Source organism: uncultured Mesonia sp. (genome assembly GCA_947499595.1).
GTDB lineage: Bacteria > Bacteroidota > Bacteroidia > Flavobacteriales > Flavobacteriaceae > Mesonia > Mesonia sediminis.
This window is the reverse complement of record CANMOY010000003.1, coordinates 225,616-242,693: the sequence shown is the minus strand read 5'-3', so window position 1 is coordinate 242,693 and position 17,078 is coordinate 225,616. Positions and strand designations below refer to the sequence as shown.

General features: G+C 36.4%; 10 protein-coding genes. All 10 read right to left on the bottom strand.

Annotated elements, in window-relative coordinates; translation table 11 throughout:
• Positions 1 to 71: 71 nt before the first annotated feature.
• The 10 genes from ACH2AZ_RS05275 to ACH2AZ_RS05230 all read right to left on the bottom strand — a co-directional run bounded on the left by ACH2AZ_RS05275 (position 72) and on the right by ACH2AZ_RS05230 (position 17,051).
• Complete coding sequence (locus tag ACH2AZ_RS05275) at positions 72 to 1,166, bottom strand: hypothetical protein (RefSeq protein WP_394906965.1); 1,095 nt, start codon at positions 1,164 to 1,166, stop codon at positions 72 to 74.
• A gap of 3,401 nt (positions 1,167 to 4,567) precedes the next feature.
• The gene (locus ACH2AZ_RS05270; protein WP_394906964.1) at positions 4,568 to 5,881 is read right to left on the bottom strand and encodes a DUF3570 domain-containing protein; all 1,314 of its coding nucleotides are present in this window, start codon (positions 5,879 to 5,881) and stop codon (positions 4,568 to 4,570) included.
• A 13-nt stretch (positions 5,882 to 5,894) separates the two neighbouring features.
• Positions 5,895 to 6,107, bottom strand: a complete 213-nt coding sequence (locus ACH2AZ_RS05265; protein WP_379048377.1) for a DUF4266 domain-containing protein — start codon at positions 6,105 to 6,107, stop codon at positions 5,895 to 5,897.
• A complete protein-coding gene (locus tag ACH2AZ_RS05260; protein ID WP_379048379.1) occupies positions 6,104 to 7,084 on the bottom strand; it encodes an FAD:protein FMN transferase in 981 nt (326 codons plus the stop codon). Before ACH2AZ_RS05260 ends, ACH2AZ_RS05265 begins: the two co-directional genes overlap by 4 nt.
• A gap of 1 nt (position 7,085) precedes the next feature.
• Positions 7,086 to 7,523: a thioredoxin family protein gene (locus tag ACH2AZ_RS05255; protein ID WP_379048381.1), complete on the bottom strand. Its 438-nt coding sequence runs from the start codon at positions 7,521 to 7,523 to the stop codon at positions 7,086 to 7,088.
• A 226-nt stretch (positions 7,524 to 7,749) separates the two neighbouring features.
• Complete coding sequence (locus ACH2AZ_RS05250) at positions 7,750 to 8,916, bottom strand: efflux RND transporter periplasmic adaptor subunit (protein WP_394906963.1); 1,167 nt, start codon at positions 8,914 to 8,916, stop codon at positions 7,750 to 7,752.
• Positions 8,916 to 13,256 carry a CusA/CzcA family heavy metal efflux RND transporter gene (locus tag ACH2AZ_RS05245; RefSeq protein ID WP_394906962.1) on the bottom strand — a complete coding sequence of 1,447 codons (4,341 nt, stop codon included), beginning with the start codon at positions 13,254 to 13,256 and terminating at the stop codon, positions 8,916 to 8,918. The genes ACH2AZ_RS05250 and ACH2AZ_RS05245 overlap by 1 nt, the downstream gene beginning before the upstream one ends.
• Before the next feature lie 352 nt (positions 13,257 to 13,608).
• Entirely contained in the window at positions 13,609 to 14,982 is a 1,374-nt protein-coding gene (locus ACH2AZ_RS05240) for an ATP-binding protein (protein ID WP_394906961.1), read from the bottom strand.
• Positions 14,979 to 15,647: a response regulator transcription factor gene (locus ACH2AZ_RS05235; RefSeq protein WP_379048389.1), complete on the bottom strand. Its 669-nt coding sequence runs from the start codon at positions 15,645 to 15,647 to the stop codon at positions 14,979 to 14,981. Before ACH2AZ_RS05235 ends, ACH2AZ_RS05240 begins: the two co-directional genes overlap by 4 nt.
• 1,008 nt (positions 15,648 to 16,655) lie before the next feature.
• A complete protein-coding gene (locus ACH2AZ_RS05230; protein WP_394906960.1) occupies positions 16,656 to 17,051 on the bottom strand; it encodes an HU family DNA-binding protein in 396 nt (131 codons plus the stop codon).
• Positions 17,052 to 17,078 lie beyond the last annotated feature (27 nt).

Sequence of the window (17,078 nt, the reverse complement as noted above, 5' to 3'; positions counted from 1 at the left end):
AATTCTAGGTTGACAAAAAAGCTACAAGTATACGCATTTTTGTTGGTTTCTAAGGTTTCCGTTGAGATAAGCTAAGGCTTAGCTTTGGTTTGCTCAACGGCTAAACCGTATTGCTCATACAGCAGGTCTAGAAAGAACTGGCGTTCTTTTGAGAAGCTTTTGGCTAAGGTTTGCGTGGTATAGTCTAGGTTAAGGGGGTAACCTTGCTGGTTGAACCAATTTCTAAACTCATAATCCCGGGGGATAATCAGCTGGTCTTCTTCTTGCATTCTTCGGTAAACGTAACTCAGGGTGGTTTGGTTATCGGCCTTTTGCGCAATGGCATGGAACAGCAAATAAGCCTGTGAACAACTAAAAATAGCTGTGGGATAATTGATGGCCTTGCTTGTGCTAGACTGTGGCTGGTAGTGAATGGCTTGCCCAAAATGCTGCATAAAATCTTCTTGATCAAAGTCTGCAGCACCTAAATCAAGCTTGTAGATCAAATGATTGGTCAATTGCCTCACCCAGCGGCACAGCAGCTGTTTCAAATCATTTTGAGTAGCAGTTGTTAAATAAGCATTGTTTACCTGATGGCTCACTGCTTTTATGCTACCGGCAACAAGCGGAAAGTCATAAACCACTGGCAACACCAATTCGCCAATAAAGTGTTGCGCGTAATAATTGGCAAAATTCTGCTCTAGATAGTATAGTTCATCTCTTAAGTCAGTAAAATTGAAATAATCTATTGAGCCCATATTCTCGGTAATGAAACGCTCTATTCCGATAAGCTCTGGGCTATCTGGTCGGTAGTCAACCGCGCTATCTATACGTCTATAGGCTTTTATATTCTTTTTTAAATAGGCGAGGTAATTGCGTATTTCTGGATACTCAGAATTCTTTAACCCTTCGATCTCCAATTCACAAAACTCAGCGATGAATGAACGCCAGTAATTACTCCCCTCCTTTATCCGTAAATTAGCAGTTTGATAACGGTGCAACAGGTAATCCCGTTTATTTTCAACTTCTTTCTGTTCACTAATTTTAAAATCTTGAAATTCTAATGCGGCCAACATGCGTTTGATAAACAGTTGGTGATAGGCCTCAGGGTCCTTGGGCGTATTTATAATATCCTCATCTATTTCTCGCTCAAAGGGGTTGTAATCGTATAAGTCTGCTAGCCTCATAGGGTGGTTCAGGTGTTGGTTAACAGTATAAAGATAGTATTTTTTTAAAATTACTTTTTTCGGGATGCAATCGAGCAACACGAGAGGGCTATTTTTGATAAGCCGATTCTAAAAAGTAGTTATAATTATCACTTATTAGAAAAATAACCTGCCTTGTCAGTTCGAGTGAGGGTTTTTGACGATAGGCAAACACCCGTGTATCGAAGTGAAGTCGAAAAGTAGCGAATTTATTCATTGTTTCAAAACCTACTTTCTTACAATTCATCAATCTTGCTATGTCCTAATTTTCATTTTCTTTACTTGTATAAAGAAAACGAAACAAAAGAAAGTACACTTTTTCTGAGGTATTTTTCAGCTTTGCTGAAAACCACTTGTATTTTGCTAAATTGGCTCCAAGGCTTCACCAATTCTTCACGCAAAACACAAGTTATACTGAAGAAAAAGATTACAAAGCGCTGCTTTGAAACGCTTTTTGAAGTGGGCTGCTGGATATTAATAACTCTAAAACACGCCCTGTCAGCTCGAATTTCGGATTTATGGACGGTAGAACAAAAATGCGAAGTATCGAGAACAAGTCGAAAAGTAGCGAATACTTTTATAGTTTCCATTAATATTTACTGCTAATCGAAAACTAAAAATACCCATTTCTTAATCCTCTACTTTTTTCCATCGCCGAAAAAAGTAGCAAACCCCGAAGTATCGGGACTACGAAAGTCTAGGCTTACGAAACTAGTGCTAAATTGTAGGTTTGCAAGCTAAATTTTAGGAACTCACCCGATTTCCAATCGGGCTTAAACAGCCTAAAATTTTTAACGCTTACTGCACTGCCAATTTTACGCCCTATTTTCGATAGGCCGGGTTTGAAAAGTAGTAGTAATCATCACTTTTTAGTAAAATAACCTACCTTGTCATGTCGAGTTTTGGATTTTTGGACGATAGAACAAAAATGCGAAGTATCGAGATCCCGAATACTCGGGACTCCCAAAAGGTCGCACTAATTCGGTATAAAACCTACCTTGTCATGTCGAGTGCGATTTTATGGCGTGAGCCATAAAAACGTGTATCGAGACACAGTCGAAAAGTAGCGAATACTTTTTAGTTTTAATTGAATCACTTCTCGATACAACCCAGCGAGTCCAACTACGGCATTAAAAATGCCTGTTGGCTAAGCTGGCCCACTCGAAGTGACAGGGCGTTTAATACCTGCCTTGTCAGTTCGAGTTTCGGATTTTTGGTGGTAAACCAAAAAGGCGAAGTATCGAGAACAAGTGGAAAAGTAGCGAGTTTATTTTCTTTTTCAAAACCTACATCATAACATTACATCAATCTTGCTATGTCCTAATTTTCATTTTCTTTACGGTGTATTCCTCTCGCTGCGCTCGTCGGATACAGGAGAAAACGAAACAAAAGAAAGTACACTTTTTCTGAGGTATTTTTCAGCTTTGCTGAAAACCACTTTTATTTTGCTAAATTGGCTCCTAGGCTTTCCCGAATGCTCGGGACTCCCAAAAGGTCGCACTAAGTAGATAGCGGTATATTATTCACTTTTAAGTCTATTATCCTGCCTAATTTATGCGCAAAACACAAGTTATACTGAAGAAAAAGATTGCAAAGCGCTGCTTTGAAACGCTTTTTGACGTGGGCTGCTGGTGTGTAAAATAACTCTAAAACACGCCCTGTCAGCTCGAGTGCGTTTTTATGGTGAGAACCATAAGAACGTGTATCGAGAGCTAGTCGAAAAGTAGCGAATAATTTTTCAGTTCCAATTCATTCACTTCTCGATACAACCCAGCGAGTCCAACTACGGCATTAAAAATGCCTGTTGGCTAGGCTGGCCCACTCGAAGTGACAGAGCGTTTAAAACCTGCCTTGTCAGAAAGTAACTACCATAGAAAATAAGTCTACTTAATTTAACCCTCTACTTTTTTCCATCGCCGAAAAAAGTAGCAAACCCCGAAGTATCGGGACTACGAAAGTCTAGGCTTACGAAACTAACGCTAAATTGTAGGTTTGCAAGCTAAATTTTAGGAACTCACCCGATTTCCAATCGGTCTCAAACAGCCTAAAATTTTTAACGCTTACTGCACTGCCAATTTTACGCCCTATTTTCGATAGGCCGTTTTAAAATGTTATTTCTATTTATGACTCTTGCGTAAAATAACCTACCTTGTCATGTCGAGTGCGATTTTATGGCGTGAGCCATAAAAACGTGTATCGAGACACAGTCGAAAAGTAGCGAGTACTTTTTTAGTTCTAATTAAACTCACTTCTCGATACAACCCAGCAAGTCCAACTACGGCATAAATGCCTGTTGGCTAGGCTGGCCCACTCGAAGTGACAGGGCGTTTAAAACCACGCCTTGTCATGTCGAGTTTCGGTTTTTTGGTGGTAAACCAAAAATGCGAAGTATCGAGATCCCGAATACTCGGGACTCCCAAAAGGTCGCACTAATTCGGTATAAAACCTACCTTGTCATGTCGAGTGCGATTTTATGGCGTGAGCCATAAAAACGTGTATCGAGACACAGTCGAAAAGTAGCGAATATTTTTTTAGTTCTAATTGAATCACTTCTCGATACAACCCAGCAAGTCCAACTACGGCATTAAAAATGCCTGTTGGCTAGGCTGGCCCACTCGAAGTGACAGCGAAGCTTAGGGACTACTGCGTAGCGAAGTAGCGAATTCATTTTCAATTAAAAACCCGAATAGTTTCAGAAATAGCGAGTGACAAGCGGAAGTGCGTTTCGCGGTAGCGAAAAAGAGCATGCAGCGATTATGCTTTAAGCTGAACACCTTCAGCTTAAAGCAATTCTCTCAACTATTCTTGATTTTTTGGTTCGTTTTTGACTAAGCAAAAATGAATAGAATTAATTTGTAGAATATTGATTGAAGTTGGATTTTGTTGGGGAACAAGGTGATAATTTTTTAGTTGATTTAGGGATTGAAAATGTAAACAATTGATTGCAATAGGGTAAGGAGATCGCGATGCAATCGCGCACCAGCGTGAGAACCTAATTCACTTTTCGATACTAGCCACTGCTAATGCGAGTGTCTCCTTGAGATTTAACAATAAGACTAAATCAAAAATAACCCTGGAATAACTAAATACTATGGCAGGGTAAACCGAGAGATACCTTATGCTAAAATTCAAAAGCCGTATCAGGTTCTGAATAATTTCCTTTATTGCTGTATTGTATTCCTAAAATTAAGCAAATCAATAAGCTATTACCGCGTTTTTATAAACATAATAAAACTTCTGTTTTTGTATTGGTTTTCTCTATAGTTCCTTTTAAAATAAGCTTTTGAGTTAGCATATCTATGCAACCACCGTTGAGAAACAAAATAGCTAGCAATTAGATTAGCACGAGCGAGACGCTCGTGCTGTGAGAAATCAAAAAAGATTTAATCCATGGCAAACTTAAAGCCTGCTGTTATGATATTAGAGCTAAAGCTTGTATCTCTATCGTATTGATAAAATTTTAAGTCAATACTTTTTAGTCCGAATTTCCATAAATGTGCTTTTGCAAATATATCGGTATAGGAAACTCCAAAACCAAATTGGTTTGCTGAGTATTCAGACAGGTCGTAATCTGAGGTATAGAATTCATCTGTTGATAAAGCAGCCTCATGCGGCCTAAAATAATCAGCAGCTGTTTGCGTATAAATTCGATACGAAGGATACAGTGTAAATTTACCTGTTATTTTAATGGGGAGCGCAATACTTGCTGTATGCGAATTAATCCCCCAATCGTCAAAATAGTAGCGATAAAAAGTCCTTATTGTTAAAATCTCATTTAAATACCAATTCAGACGTCCACCTATCGCAACTTTAAACCTTGAATCTGGTAAACGTTCGATGGCATCGGCTAGCTGAAAATTATCAATAAAAGAATCTTCCACATCGCTAAAGTACACTCGTTGAAAAGGGGTAGATAATAAACCTTGTTGTTGTATTAAATCTAATGCTAAAGAACCTTGCACATTTTTATGAAGTATTTGCGAAAAGCTAAACCCTAAAGAATATGAATTACGCCCCTCATCGTTAAATTCATTAAATCTGGGGGAATAATTTAAATTTCCTGTAATTGTATTTTGGGTAAAAAATGAATTATTTAAACCAAAACCCTCTTTACCAAAAGGTCTTAATTCAGATGGATAAATTGCATTCCAAGTATCAATATATACATTCCCACTTATACTCACTTCAGTATTTTTTTCATTGAAGAGTTTGGTATAACTTCCGCCAACGCCCAAAGAAAAGTAATCATACTCCGAGGATACTGCTAATTTGGCCGACCAAATGGTATTTCTATCATTAGAACTATGGCTGTAACTTCCTGTTAGATTTGCCCAAAGATCGCTACTTGATGCACCTGATGAAGCTTGATAGGGGTCTGCTGGACCGTCATCAAAAGGATTTACATTACTCGATGATGCTGAGGTATAAGCAGAGACTCCTGCATCTATAGTTAATACATCATCGTCATTTAGAGGTATAGATACGATGAACGCACTGGTCACATCGGTTAATTCTTCTGTGCCAATACCACCACTTACCGCTGCATTATCCCCGTCCTGGCTGTAGTAGCTGGACAAGAAATCTACTTCAACGCTTTCCAATACACGTTTTTTATAGACTGTGGTTGAGTCTTGTCGATTTTGTGCATTCGCTTTTACGAATGCGAACACACAGATAATAAGAATGATATTTTTCAATTGATTATATGTTTTAATTACAGCCGCAGCCTCCACCAGTTTTTCCTCCGTTTGCACCTACCGCTGCTTCGCGATAGGAATGTGCAGTAGTTACATTTCGGTCACATTTCTTTTCTGAAAGTGCCATATCTGGATCATTTATATTGACTTTTTCATACTCCTTAACCACCACGCAATTGCTAAAAAAGAAACTAAGCAAGGTGAAAATTGTTATTTTTTTGATCATAACTTATTTATTTCTATGTTTTTTGATTTAATGATGTTTCCTTTATCATCGATGATGATACATTCTACTTTTGGCAATTGATTTATTCGGTCTAAACCTGCATCTTTTCCCATTACAAATACAGAGGTAGCAAGTGCATCGGCGAGTTCTGCCTTTGGGGCAAATACGGTCACACTTACAATTCCACTTGACGGATATCCTGTTCGGGGATCAATGATATGGGAATACCGAGTGCCATTAAAGCTTACAAACTTTTCATAATCACCAGAAGTAACCACAGCAGCGTTGCTGATAGGTAGAACAGCAAAAACCTTGTTTTTATTCATTGGATTGGTAATGGCTACTTTCCATTCCTTTCCGTTGGCTTGTTTACCCCAAGTATTCATATCGCCAGAGGCGTTTATAATTCCTGATGTCACTCCTTTTGAAATAAGCAAAGCTTTAGCCTTATCTGCAGCATAGCCCTTACCTATTGCTCCGAAGCCTATTTTCATACCTTTTTCTTTTAGAAAAACTGTACTTTCTCCCTTATGAAGCAAGATATTTTGAAACCCTACTTTTGATACAGATGATCTGATTTCCTCTGCTGAAGGTATTTTGGTCATGCTTCCATCAAATTGCCAAATTCTGTCCATAGAGGCATAGCTGATGTCAAAAGCTCCATCTGTAAGCTTAGATAAGCCCATAGCTCGTTCTATTAGTTGATAAAGTTCTTCATCAACTTTAACAGGTTTAATTCCTGCATTTCTATTGACTGCTGAAGTTTGAGAAGTTGGATCCCAGGAAGATATGAGTTTTTCAATCCTGGTAATTTCAGCTACAGCGGTATCAATATATCTATTACCGGCAATAGCGTTTTTTGCTACTACAGTGATATCAAAGCGACTTCCCATTAATTTTAGGGTGCGCTTATAGGGTTGTTGTGCAGTGCAAACAAATGCTAAACATAAACTTATGATAGAAAATAGATACTTCACTTTATTTAGCTAAGGCGTTTAATTCTTCGATGTATTTTTCTGGTGTAGTCTTTTTATAGCTCGTTACTCCTAGTACTTTGCCTTTTGCATCTAGTACCACCACAAAAGGAAAAAATCCATTTTCATTGTATTGCTCTGCAAGTTTAGCGTTGGCTTTTGCTTGAGCTTCTGGTAAAGCGTTCTTCTTTCTTCGAGGGAAATCTGCCTGAAGCATAATGTAATGCTCCTTCGCATATTTTTTAAATTCTGCTGTACTCCAAATTTCTCTATCTAGTTTTATACAAGGCGCGCACCAGTCGGAGCCTTGAAATACTAAAATTATTGGTTTATTTTCTTTAGCGGCTAATTGTTTTGCTGTGGCAAAATCTGTTTGCCAATCTTGTGCGTAGCTACTTAAAGTAGCGATAAGCATCAAGCTCATTAAAATAATTTTTTTCATCGTAATTTAGTGTAATTTAAAATATTAAACCTTGTCTTTCTGTTAGTTGTATTGAAATTTATCGATTTATAAGCTTGTTCTCATTTCTGCAGTTTTGCGAGCTTTTTGTAGATTATATAATCGTTTATTAAAATGTAGCTTCTTTTAACTGGTATATTTATCTAATTATTCCCTTACATATTTATACGGTTTAAATTGCCAGTATGCTTTTCATTTTTTTCTACTTCTATTCCGTTATTAAATTAAAGGTTCCTTTGGTTAGAAATTCGGTATCTTTTTTAAAGTCCTCTGCATTTACAATTTGAATAAACCCCTTACTTGTAACCCCCACATTTACCGGTACTTTTTTAAAAGTTAAGTCGTTTCTTTTAACCAATACAAAGTAGTTTTTATCAATATTAACAACGGCTTCAACTGGCAATGCTGGATGTTTTGTTGTTTCGGTCAAAATCTCAGCTTCTATATACATTCCTGGGGCAAATAATTGCGTCTCACTAGGATTAACCAAATCTCCGTGAATGACCACGGTTCTTTCTTGGGTATGTACTGCTTTGTTCACTAAATGCACTTTGCCTTGGTATACGTTATTCTGGTCGTTTTGTATTCTTAGGTTAATGGGTTGACCTTCTTTAATCAATGGCAAGTCTTTTTCGAAAATTTTCAGCTCAATATGTAAATCATTTGTATTGGTTACAGTTACTGCAACATCTGTAGGGGTTAAATACATTCCTTTTGTAGCATTAACAATAGTGGTATAACCTGTTAAGGGCGAGAGTACTTTAATGACAGAACGAATATTGTCTCCAGTTAAGGTATTCGGATTAATATTCATTAAGCTTAATTTTTTTTTGAGCGCTTGGTATTGTGCTAGGGTCACCTTATATTCTGATTCCGCTTTTAGGAAATTCTTTTTTGAGGTTATGTTATCTGCTATCAATTCTTTTTGGCGCTCAAAATCTAATTTTAAATAGTTGAGCCGGCCTTTGGCTTGCAAAAAATCTTGTTGAACTTGTACATATTCAGGATTTTCAAGGGTGAATAAGATCTGCCCTTTTTTTACAGCATCTCCAGGGAGCAAGTCGATCTCTTTAACATATCCGGCAAAATAAGCGTTTACATCTGCTTGGCTTGCAGGAGGAACGCTAAACATACCATTGGCTTTTACAATAGAACTAAAAGCTTGTTGGGTAATTTTTCCTACTTGCATACCCCCTGCTTTAAATTGAGTATCGGTTAGGGTTATGGTATCGCTATTTTCGATTTCATCTGGTGTTTCCTTATTCCCCATTTCAGTTTTCTTATTTGAATTGCAGGAAGTTAAAATGATGATGCTTATTATTAAAAATCCCTTTAGGTATAAAGCAGTAGACATTGTGTTACTTAAATTTTTCATTATTGAAAGCTTAGATAGTTTATCTCTAAAACGGTATTGTTATACTTCATTAAATTCTGTAAATAGTTGATTTCAATATTTTTTGCACTCTCTAAAAGTTGCACGTATTCCAAGAAGTCTATTTCGCCACTCTTAAAAGCCTTTGATGCGGTTTTGGTTAATTCTTTTGAGAGATTTTTACCGGTAGTTTCATAGTAATCAACTGTTTCTCGGTATTTTTTTAAATCTGTTAGTAACGCATTATACCTCGATTGCAGTTTAATTTTATAATTTTCAAATTCATGGGTCAAAATATTGATTTGGGTTTTTGCAGCATTGATTTTAGATTTGTTTGCACCAAACCATAAAGGTATGCCTAGACCTACTTGAAAACCATTGTAATTGGTTGAATTAACGCCATCATTAGTTCCTTGAAAAATTGAAAAATGGATGTCGGGTAATAACATTTGTTTTTCTAACGAGAGTGAAGATTCTGCCAAACTTTTAGCTGAATTGTAAAACGAAAATCCAGGGTGGTCTTCAATGTTGAGTTTTTTTAGTGCCAATCTTGGCAGTTCATTTTCCTCTACCGTTATTATTGAATCACTTTGCACCCACTGGTTGAGTATGGTATGCGCTTTTTTGACCTCCTCTCGTGCTTGTTTCAAAGCAATGGCTATTTCTTTTTGCTTGGTTTCTGCCGTGAGTTTCTCCAATAAATTGGTTGCTCCTACATCATATCTTTTCTTTGCTGCTTTTGCAAATTGGCCATACAAACTATCTAAATAAGTATATTGTTTAACCACATTATTGCTGTAAACCACTTTATAATAAGCCAAGTATACCTCTTTTGTTAATAACCTTTCATTGAGTATATACTCCTGCGCTGCAAGGGTGGTTTCTTGTTGTCTTACTTTTCGCTGTGCAGCATAAATAGTTGGAAATTGAAACGACTGGCTTAAACCAAAAACTTTTAAGGGTAGGCCATTTTCTGCAATATTATTTTGATCGTAACCATAGAAAATCTGTGTTTTATCAATATTCAGAGCACCTCCTACCCGTTGTTCCGATTGGTCGATCCTTTTTGAAGAAGCTTGAAGGGCATGATTATTCTCGATTGCCATTTGTAGCGTTTGTTTTACACTTAACGGATTTTGTTGTGCCTGACCAATAATCGGCAAAAGCAATAAAAGCATAGCACTCGTTGCCTTTAAATTCACCTTAGTTTTCTTTTTAGAATTTTGCCCCTTTTTGTCGAATAGGGCGTATAAAATTGGTAGTACAACTAGGGTTAAAATTGTCGCAGTAATTAGTCCCCCTACCACTACGGTTGCCAAAGGACGTTGTACTTCGGCACCGGCAGAAGTTGAGATTGCCATGGGTAAAAATCCTAAGGCAGCGGCGGCGGCGGTTAATAAAACTGGACGCAATCTATTTTTTGTGCCTATTAAAATACGTTTATTGATGTTGTTTATGCCTTTTGCCTTCAATTCATTAAACTCTTCGATTAATACTATACCATTGAGTACCGCAATACCAAAAAGCGCAATAAAACCAACCCCTGCCGAGATGCTGAAGGGTAAATCTCTTATATATAATAATATTACACCACCTATAGCCGCTAGCGGGATGGCACTATAAATCATTAAAGCTTCTTTAACGGAGTTGAAAGCAAAGTACAATAGTATAAATATCAAAATCAAGGCTAAAGGCACCGCTATTTTTAATCGATCTGTTGCGGTACGTAGGTTTTCAAATTGTCCTCCATAGCTTATGGAATATCCTGTAGGAATATTAATGTCTTTTTTAACAATAGCCTGTATATCTCTTACCACCGATTCTAAATCACGATTTCTAACATTCACGCCCACCACTATTCTACGTTTGGTATTATCCCGAGAGATTTTTGCGGGTCCCTTTGTATAGTTTATACTTGCAAATTCACTTAAGGGTAATTTAGTCCCATTAGGAAGTGATACCGATGCGGTTTCTAAATTCTCAATATCTTTTCTGTGAAGGTCATCAAAACGAATCACCAAGTCGAATTGCCTTTCGCCTTCAAACACTGTTCCTGCAGGAATTCCGGCAAACCCCATGGTTATGATTTTGTTTAAATCCTCTATATTCAATCCGTATTTGGCTATTTTTCTACGGTCATATTTAACTGACATCTGCGGCAAACCTGCTGTTTTTTCTACTGAAATATCTGCTGCCCCTTCGACATTTTGAATGGCTTCTTCTATTTCTAGGGCTTTTTGATATAAAACATTTAGGTCTTCACCAAAAACTTTAATAGCCAAATCGGCTCTTACTCCAGTAATCAATTCATTAAATCTCATTTCGATAGGTTGGGTAAATTCAAACTCTACACCTGCGATTTCATCGGACAAAGCTTCTTTGAATTTATCTGCAAGTTCATCTTTTGATTGTGCAGACACCCATTCTCCTTTAGGTTTTAATTTAATAATAATGTCGCTTTCTTCCATAGACATGGGGTCGGTTGGAACTTCTGCGGCACCAATTCTGCTCACCACTTGTACCACTTCTGGGAATTTTTTAAGTATTTTTTCCATTTGAGTAGTAGCTTCTATTGTTTTGCTCAATGACATTCCGGTCTTTAATACAGGCTGAATTACAAAATCTCCTTCATCTAAGGTAGGTACAAACTCAGCACCCATTCTAGAAAACAAGAAAGCAGTAAAAATTAACAAGCTTATAGCTATGCCAAGTACCAATCTTTTTTTACGCAATGCCCAGATAATGCTTGGCTGGTATTTGCGTTCTAAGAAGGAAATCATACGAGATGATATGGTTTTTTTTTCGGTATTGGTGGGCTTTATAAAGAGTGACGCCATTACAGGAATATAGGTAAAACAAAGTATCATTGCCCCTATAAGTGCAAAGCAAAAAACCATTGCCATAGGGCGAAACATTTTTCCTTCAACCCCTACCAAAGAAAAAATAGGAATAAAAACTATAATGATAATCAATTGCCCAAATACAGCCGAGTTCATCATTTTGGTTGCACCCTGATAAGTAAGACTGTCGACTACATCTTGCCTTTCTTTTTTGGGAAGCGCCAGTAATTTTGAACGTTTTTGGGTAATTTTAAAGGCAATAAACTCTACAATAATCACAGCACCATCTATGATAATTCCAAAATCAATTGCGCCTAAACTCATTAAATTAGCGTCTACACCAAAAATGTACATTAGTGAAAGCGCAAATAGCAAACTCAAAGGAATCACAGAGGCAACCACTAAACCAGAACGCCAATTTCCTAACAGTAGTACCACTACAAAAATCACAATTAAACAACCTAAAATCAAGTTTTCGGCAATGGTAAAAGTGGTTTTTCCGATAAGTTCACTTCGCTCTAAAAATGGATTTATGGAAATGCCTGGCGGTAAAGAGGGTTGAATTGAAGAAACTCGTTCTTTTACGGCTTCAATCACTGCATTAGAGTTGGCGTCTTTAAGCATCATCACTTGACCAAGTACTTTTTCACCTTCTCCATTTCCGGTAATGGCTCCAAAACGATTAGCGTGACCAAAACCAACTGTAGCTACATCGCTAACATATACAGGAACATCTCCTTTATTGGTTACCACGATATTTTCTATATCTTCTATAGAATTAACCAGACCTTCGCCTCTAATAAAATGACTTTCATTAATTTTCTCAATATAACCACCACCTGCAATGCTATTGTTTTTTTCAAGAGCGGTAAAAACATCAAAAATAGAAACCTTCATCGCACGGAGTCTTTCGGGATTTATAGCTACCTCGTAGGTCTTTAAATAGCCGCCCCATGTGTTTACTTCTACCACCCCGTTAATACCAGAAAGCTGCCGTTTTACAATCCAATCCTGGATGGTTCGCAAATCAGATAACGAGTATTGATTTTTATATTTGTCATCTACATCGATTACATATTGATAAATTTCACCAAGCCCCGTAGAAATAGGGCCCATAAAAGGTTTACCAAAGCCCGCTGGGATTTTTTCTTCGGCACTTTTAATCTTTTCGGCAATTAATTGGCGTGGTAAATAAGTGCCTAAATCATTATCAAAAACAACAGTTACAACTGATAAGCCAAATTTTGAAACCGAACGTATTTCTTGCACTCCAGGTAAATTTGCCATTTCCAATTCTACTGGATAAGTCAAAAATTTCTCGACATCTTCGGTCGCTAAATTCCTTGAGGTGGTAATAACTTGTACTTGATTATTGGTTACATCTGGTACCGCACCAATAGGAATATTAGAAAGAGAGTACAACCCGAAACCTATGATTAAGGCGGTAAATAGTAGCACAATAAGTTTGTGATGAATACTGTACTCTATTATACGTCCTAGCATTTTCTTGGTTATTTAAATTAAAACTATTCAAATATATGAGCAGTATCTAAGCCTAATCTAAATCCTATCTTAAGATTCGCTTAAGAAAATTTTCGGTTTTTAATAAAAAGGTGAGAATTTGAATATTTTATAAGCTTTGAAATTATTTAATTGTTTATTCCAAAGCTTCACTACAAGCAATCTTTCGCTATGAAGTTTAAAAAAGATTCAACTTCATTTAAATTTACAACCGACTTTTAACATCTAGCGGTCCTTTTGTAAAGGTCAAAATTTAATGTATCAAAAAGAGATCTTTTTCTATTGGGAAATATTGCTAATACATAACCTAAATATGGCGGTTTTTAAAGCTTCATTAAAATTCTACAGTAAAAATGGTACCCTTGCCGAATTCGCTTTCTACACTAATTTTAGTATTAATAGCATCAGCAGCTTTTTTGGCTATTGAAAGTCCCAAGCCATTCCCTGTAACATCTTTGTGTTGAAGCGGATCAGACCTAAAGAAATTATTAAATAAGCGGTGGAGGTCCCCTTCTTTAATACCTATTCCTTCATCTCGGATTTTACAGATAACTTTAGATTCGGATTTCGTTAGAGCAATATGAATTGTGGTTTCATCTTTAGCATATTTCAAAGCATTTTCAATTATGTTTTCCAAAATTAGGTTACCGAAATATTGAGGGATTAAAACTTTATCTCCAATATCATTTTTAATTTTTATGGTTAACTTTTTTTCTGTGGCTACATTATTGTGCCTAAAAAGAATTTCTTCGATGATGGAGGTTAAAGGAATCAATGGTTTTTCAGCAGATTTTGATCCTGTATCTAATCTTGCTAATAGTAAGAGTTGTTCTATTATGGATGTAATTCTATTTATTTCTGTTAAGCAAAGTTTAATTTTTTCTTCATATTCAGAGCGTTCCCTCGGTTTACGCACCAAAACTTCCAATGTGCCTTTTAATGTTGCTAAAGGGGTACGCAGCTCGTGAGAAGCATCTGAAGTAAACTGGCGTTCTCTTTCCAATGCATTTTCGATTCGGTTTAATAAGTCGTTGATACTGGAAGTTAAATCAAACATTTCATCTTTATTTTGAGGCAACTCAACGCGTTCGTTTAGGCTATTTCTTGTAATTCTATTGGTGGTTTGTATTACATTTTTTACTGGAATGATACTTCTTCCTGCAATAAATTTAGAAATAAAATATAGGCTTGCCAGAAGTAATAAATAGACTATTAGTAAAATATTTCTAAGATTGTAAAGTACCATTTGAGAGGCTTCCAATGACATAGCCGCTACTATAAAACCTTTCAATTTACCCTTATCTTCAATGGGTAGTTGTACTTGCCTTATAGGTCTTTGATTTAAATGGCCATTATAATGCCCATTATAATTTGAATTCGCATTAAGTTTTAAATGGTTTTCTTTTAGATTGGGTGATTTATCCATAAAAACTCCATTTTTATCCCAAAATTGGATAAAAACAGGATTAACTTGTACTTCTCTATGCTCTCTTTCTTCCCATTCTCTTTTATTTTTGATCTTAATGCTGTCGCCTATAACTTTTATTTCTCTTGTGTGCTTTTTGGCTTCATAAGACAAGTCTCTATCTAAATTTTGATATACAACACCTCGTACGACAAAATATACCGTTAAAAAAGCAACTGCCATTATGATTGCCGTTGCAGCCATATAATACAGCCCTATTCTGTTTCTAAAACTTAAATTCATATTTCTTTTGCAATGTAGCCAACACCTCTAATGGTTTGAATATAATTTTCTTCTTTTCCAAGTTTCAGTTTTTTTCGTAGCGCATTGATGAATACGTCGATGACCCCAGTATTATAATCAAAATGAATATCCCAAACACTTTCAATGATTCTTGATCGCCGACAAACCAAACCTTTGTTTCGTATGAGATATTCCAATAAGGCAAATTCTTTTTGGGTTAATGCTATCTCTTCATCATTTTTAAAAACTTGATGAGTTGCGGTATTAAGTGTGATATTACCAAGTTTAAATATTGAATGTTCCCCAGTTTTTGGACGTAATTGCACCTTAATGCGTTCGAGGAGTTCTTCAAAATGAAAAGGCTTTTTAATGTAATCATTGGCGCCAACTTGAAGGCCAAATACGGTTTCGTCTAATGTATCTTTTGCTGTTAGAAAAATAACCGGAGTTTCGCGAAATTCTTTACGGAATTGACGGCAGATTTCAATGCCGCTAATTCCTGGAACCATCCAATCTAGCAAAAGCAAATCATATTCTCCTGAAAGTGCCATCTCAAGCCCCTTTTTACCTTCTTCGGCTACGTCTACAGCGTAAGATTCCTCTTCTAAGCCTTGTTTTAGGAAATTAAATATTCCTGGCTCATCTTCTACTATTAAAATTCTCATGATACAAAAGTTACAATTTTCATTTAAGTTTAGGTTGGGTTTTTCTTAAGATTGACTTAATATTTAATTTAAAATCTAATTTCTTTTTACTAATGTCAATACCAAAATAAATACTTTTCATAACTTTGTAATACTTTTATTGAAAAGAGGGATTTCATCAATAACTCAACTCCTTAATAATGGGCTTAAAATCCCGAATTTCTATTAGAGATTGTTGATGAAAGTCTGAACTTAAGTCTGAATCGAACTATGAATTTTTTAAATTCTGAGTGCGGTTAGTGTACTTAAGTTCAGCTCTCTTTTTCTAATTAAACATCCATAAATTTAATTATTTATCTTTATATTTTCTCTTATGCAAGTCTAAAGGAGTTTCGGATTTTTGGTGGTAAACCAAAAATGCGAAGTATCGAGAACAAGTCGAAAAGTAGCGGGTTTATTTTCAGTTCTATTTCATTCACTTCTCGATACAACCCAGCAAGTCCAACTACGGCATAAATGCCTGTTGGCTAAGCTAGCCCACTCGAAGTGATCCCGAATTCTCGGGACTCCCGAAAGGTCGCACTAATTCGGTTTAAACCCTGCCGTTTCACCTACGGTTTTGTTGATTTTTGAAATAAAAACCGACATTTAGAGAGAAGAACAACTGTATTTCATCGGTTGAATTTGTTTTTTATCCTGCTTTTTTGGGGTGTTTGCTAGCGTTTTAGTGCTTTTTTGAACAAAAACAGTCGGTTTTTTAGGGTTTTGAGATGGTTTTGGGCTTGAAAAAGCTTGTTTTGGAGGGTGAAAATGTAAAAAAAATTGAAAGAAGTGGTTTTTAAAAATCATGCTGAAGGTTCATGTAAATCATCAGCATGATTTTTTAATTCTTCAGCATGTTTTTCATGAATCATGCGCATGATTTACATGGATCATGCGCATGAAATTTGGCTTTTTTGACCAAAAAAACCGCTTGATCCAAGCTGGACCAAGCGGTTTATTCAACTTCCGCTTGCTGCGGTGAGCGCTTTATTCGGTTAGACTGAAGTCCATACTGTTAATGCGCTTTTTCACATGTTTGCTGGGACGGTAGTTTAAAGCTATACGCTTGATATTGCTTAAACTTACGTCTTCGGCTAAAACACTACCGGTTGAGCCTACGCCAATTTGAAAATTGCCCAAGCGTCCTAATTCTACAATACGCCCTTGCTCTAACTCATCGAGCATATTATGTACAAAAGCGTGTAAAACGGCTAAACAATCGGGTTCACGCACGGTTGACTGATTGGAAATTAAATACGCAAGTCGGTCAAGATCACAGGTGCCAGTGCTTACGGCCTGTAGATAATACAGCGGCGCAGCGGTTGGATCTTGAGGGTTCTTACGTGTTCTAACTTTTAATTTTGCGAGTATATTTTTACTCATAATAAAATGTGTTTTAATTAAAATACA

Bases quoted from the DNA above. Each gene is read 5' to 3' on its own strand.
- ACH2AZ_RS05275 (WP_394906965.1), bottom strand. From the start codon at position 1,166: ATGAGGCTAGCAGACTTATACGATTACAACCCCTTTGAGCGAGAAATA.
- ACH2AZ_RS05265 (WP_379048377.1), bottom strand. From the start codon at position 6,107: ATGATCAAAAAAATAACAATTTTCACCTTGCTTAGTTTCTTTTTTAGC.
- ACH2AZ_RS05255 (WP_379048381.1), bottom strand. From the start codon at position 7,523: ATGAAAAAAATTATTTTAATGAGCTTGATGCTTATCGCTACTTTAAGT.
- ACH2AZ_RS05250 (WP_394906963.1), bottom strand. From the start codon at position 8,916: ATGAAAAATTTAAGTAACACAATGTCTACTGCTTTATACCTAAAGGGA.
- ACH2AZ_RS05245 (WP_394906962.1), bottom strand. From the start codon at position 13,256: ATGCTAGGACGTATAATAGAGTACAGTATTCATCACAAACTTATTGTG.
- ACH2AZ_RS05240 (WP_394906961.1), bottom strand. From the start codon at position 14,982: ATGAATTTAAGTTTTAGAAACAGAATAGGGCTGTATTATATGGCTGCA.
- ACH2AZ_RS05235 (WP_379048389.1), bottom strand. From the start codon at position 15,647: ATGAGAATTTTAATAGTAGAAGATGAGCCAGGAATATTTAATTTCCTA.
- ACH2AZ_RS05230 (WP_394906960.1), bottom strand. From the start codon at position 17,051: ATGAGTAAAAATATACTCGCAAAATTAAAAGTTAGAACACGTAAGAAC.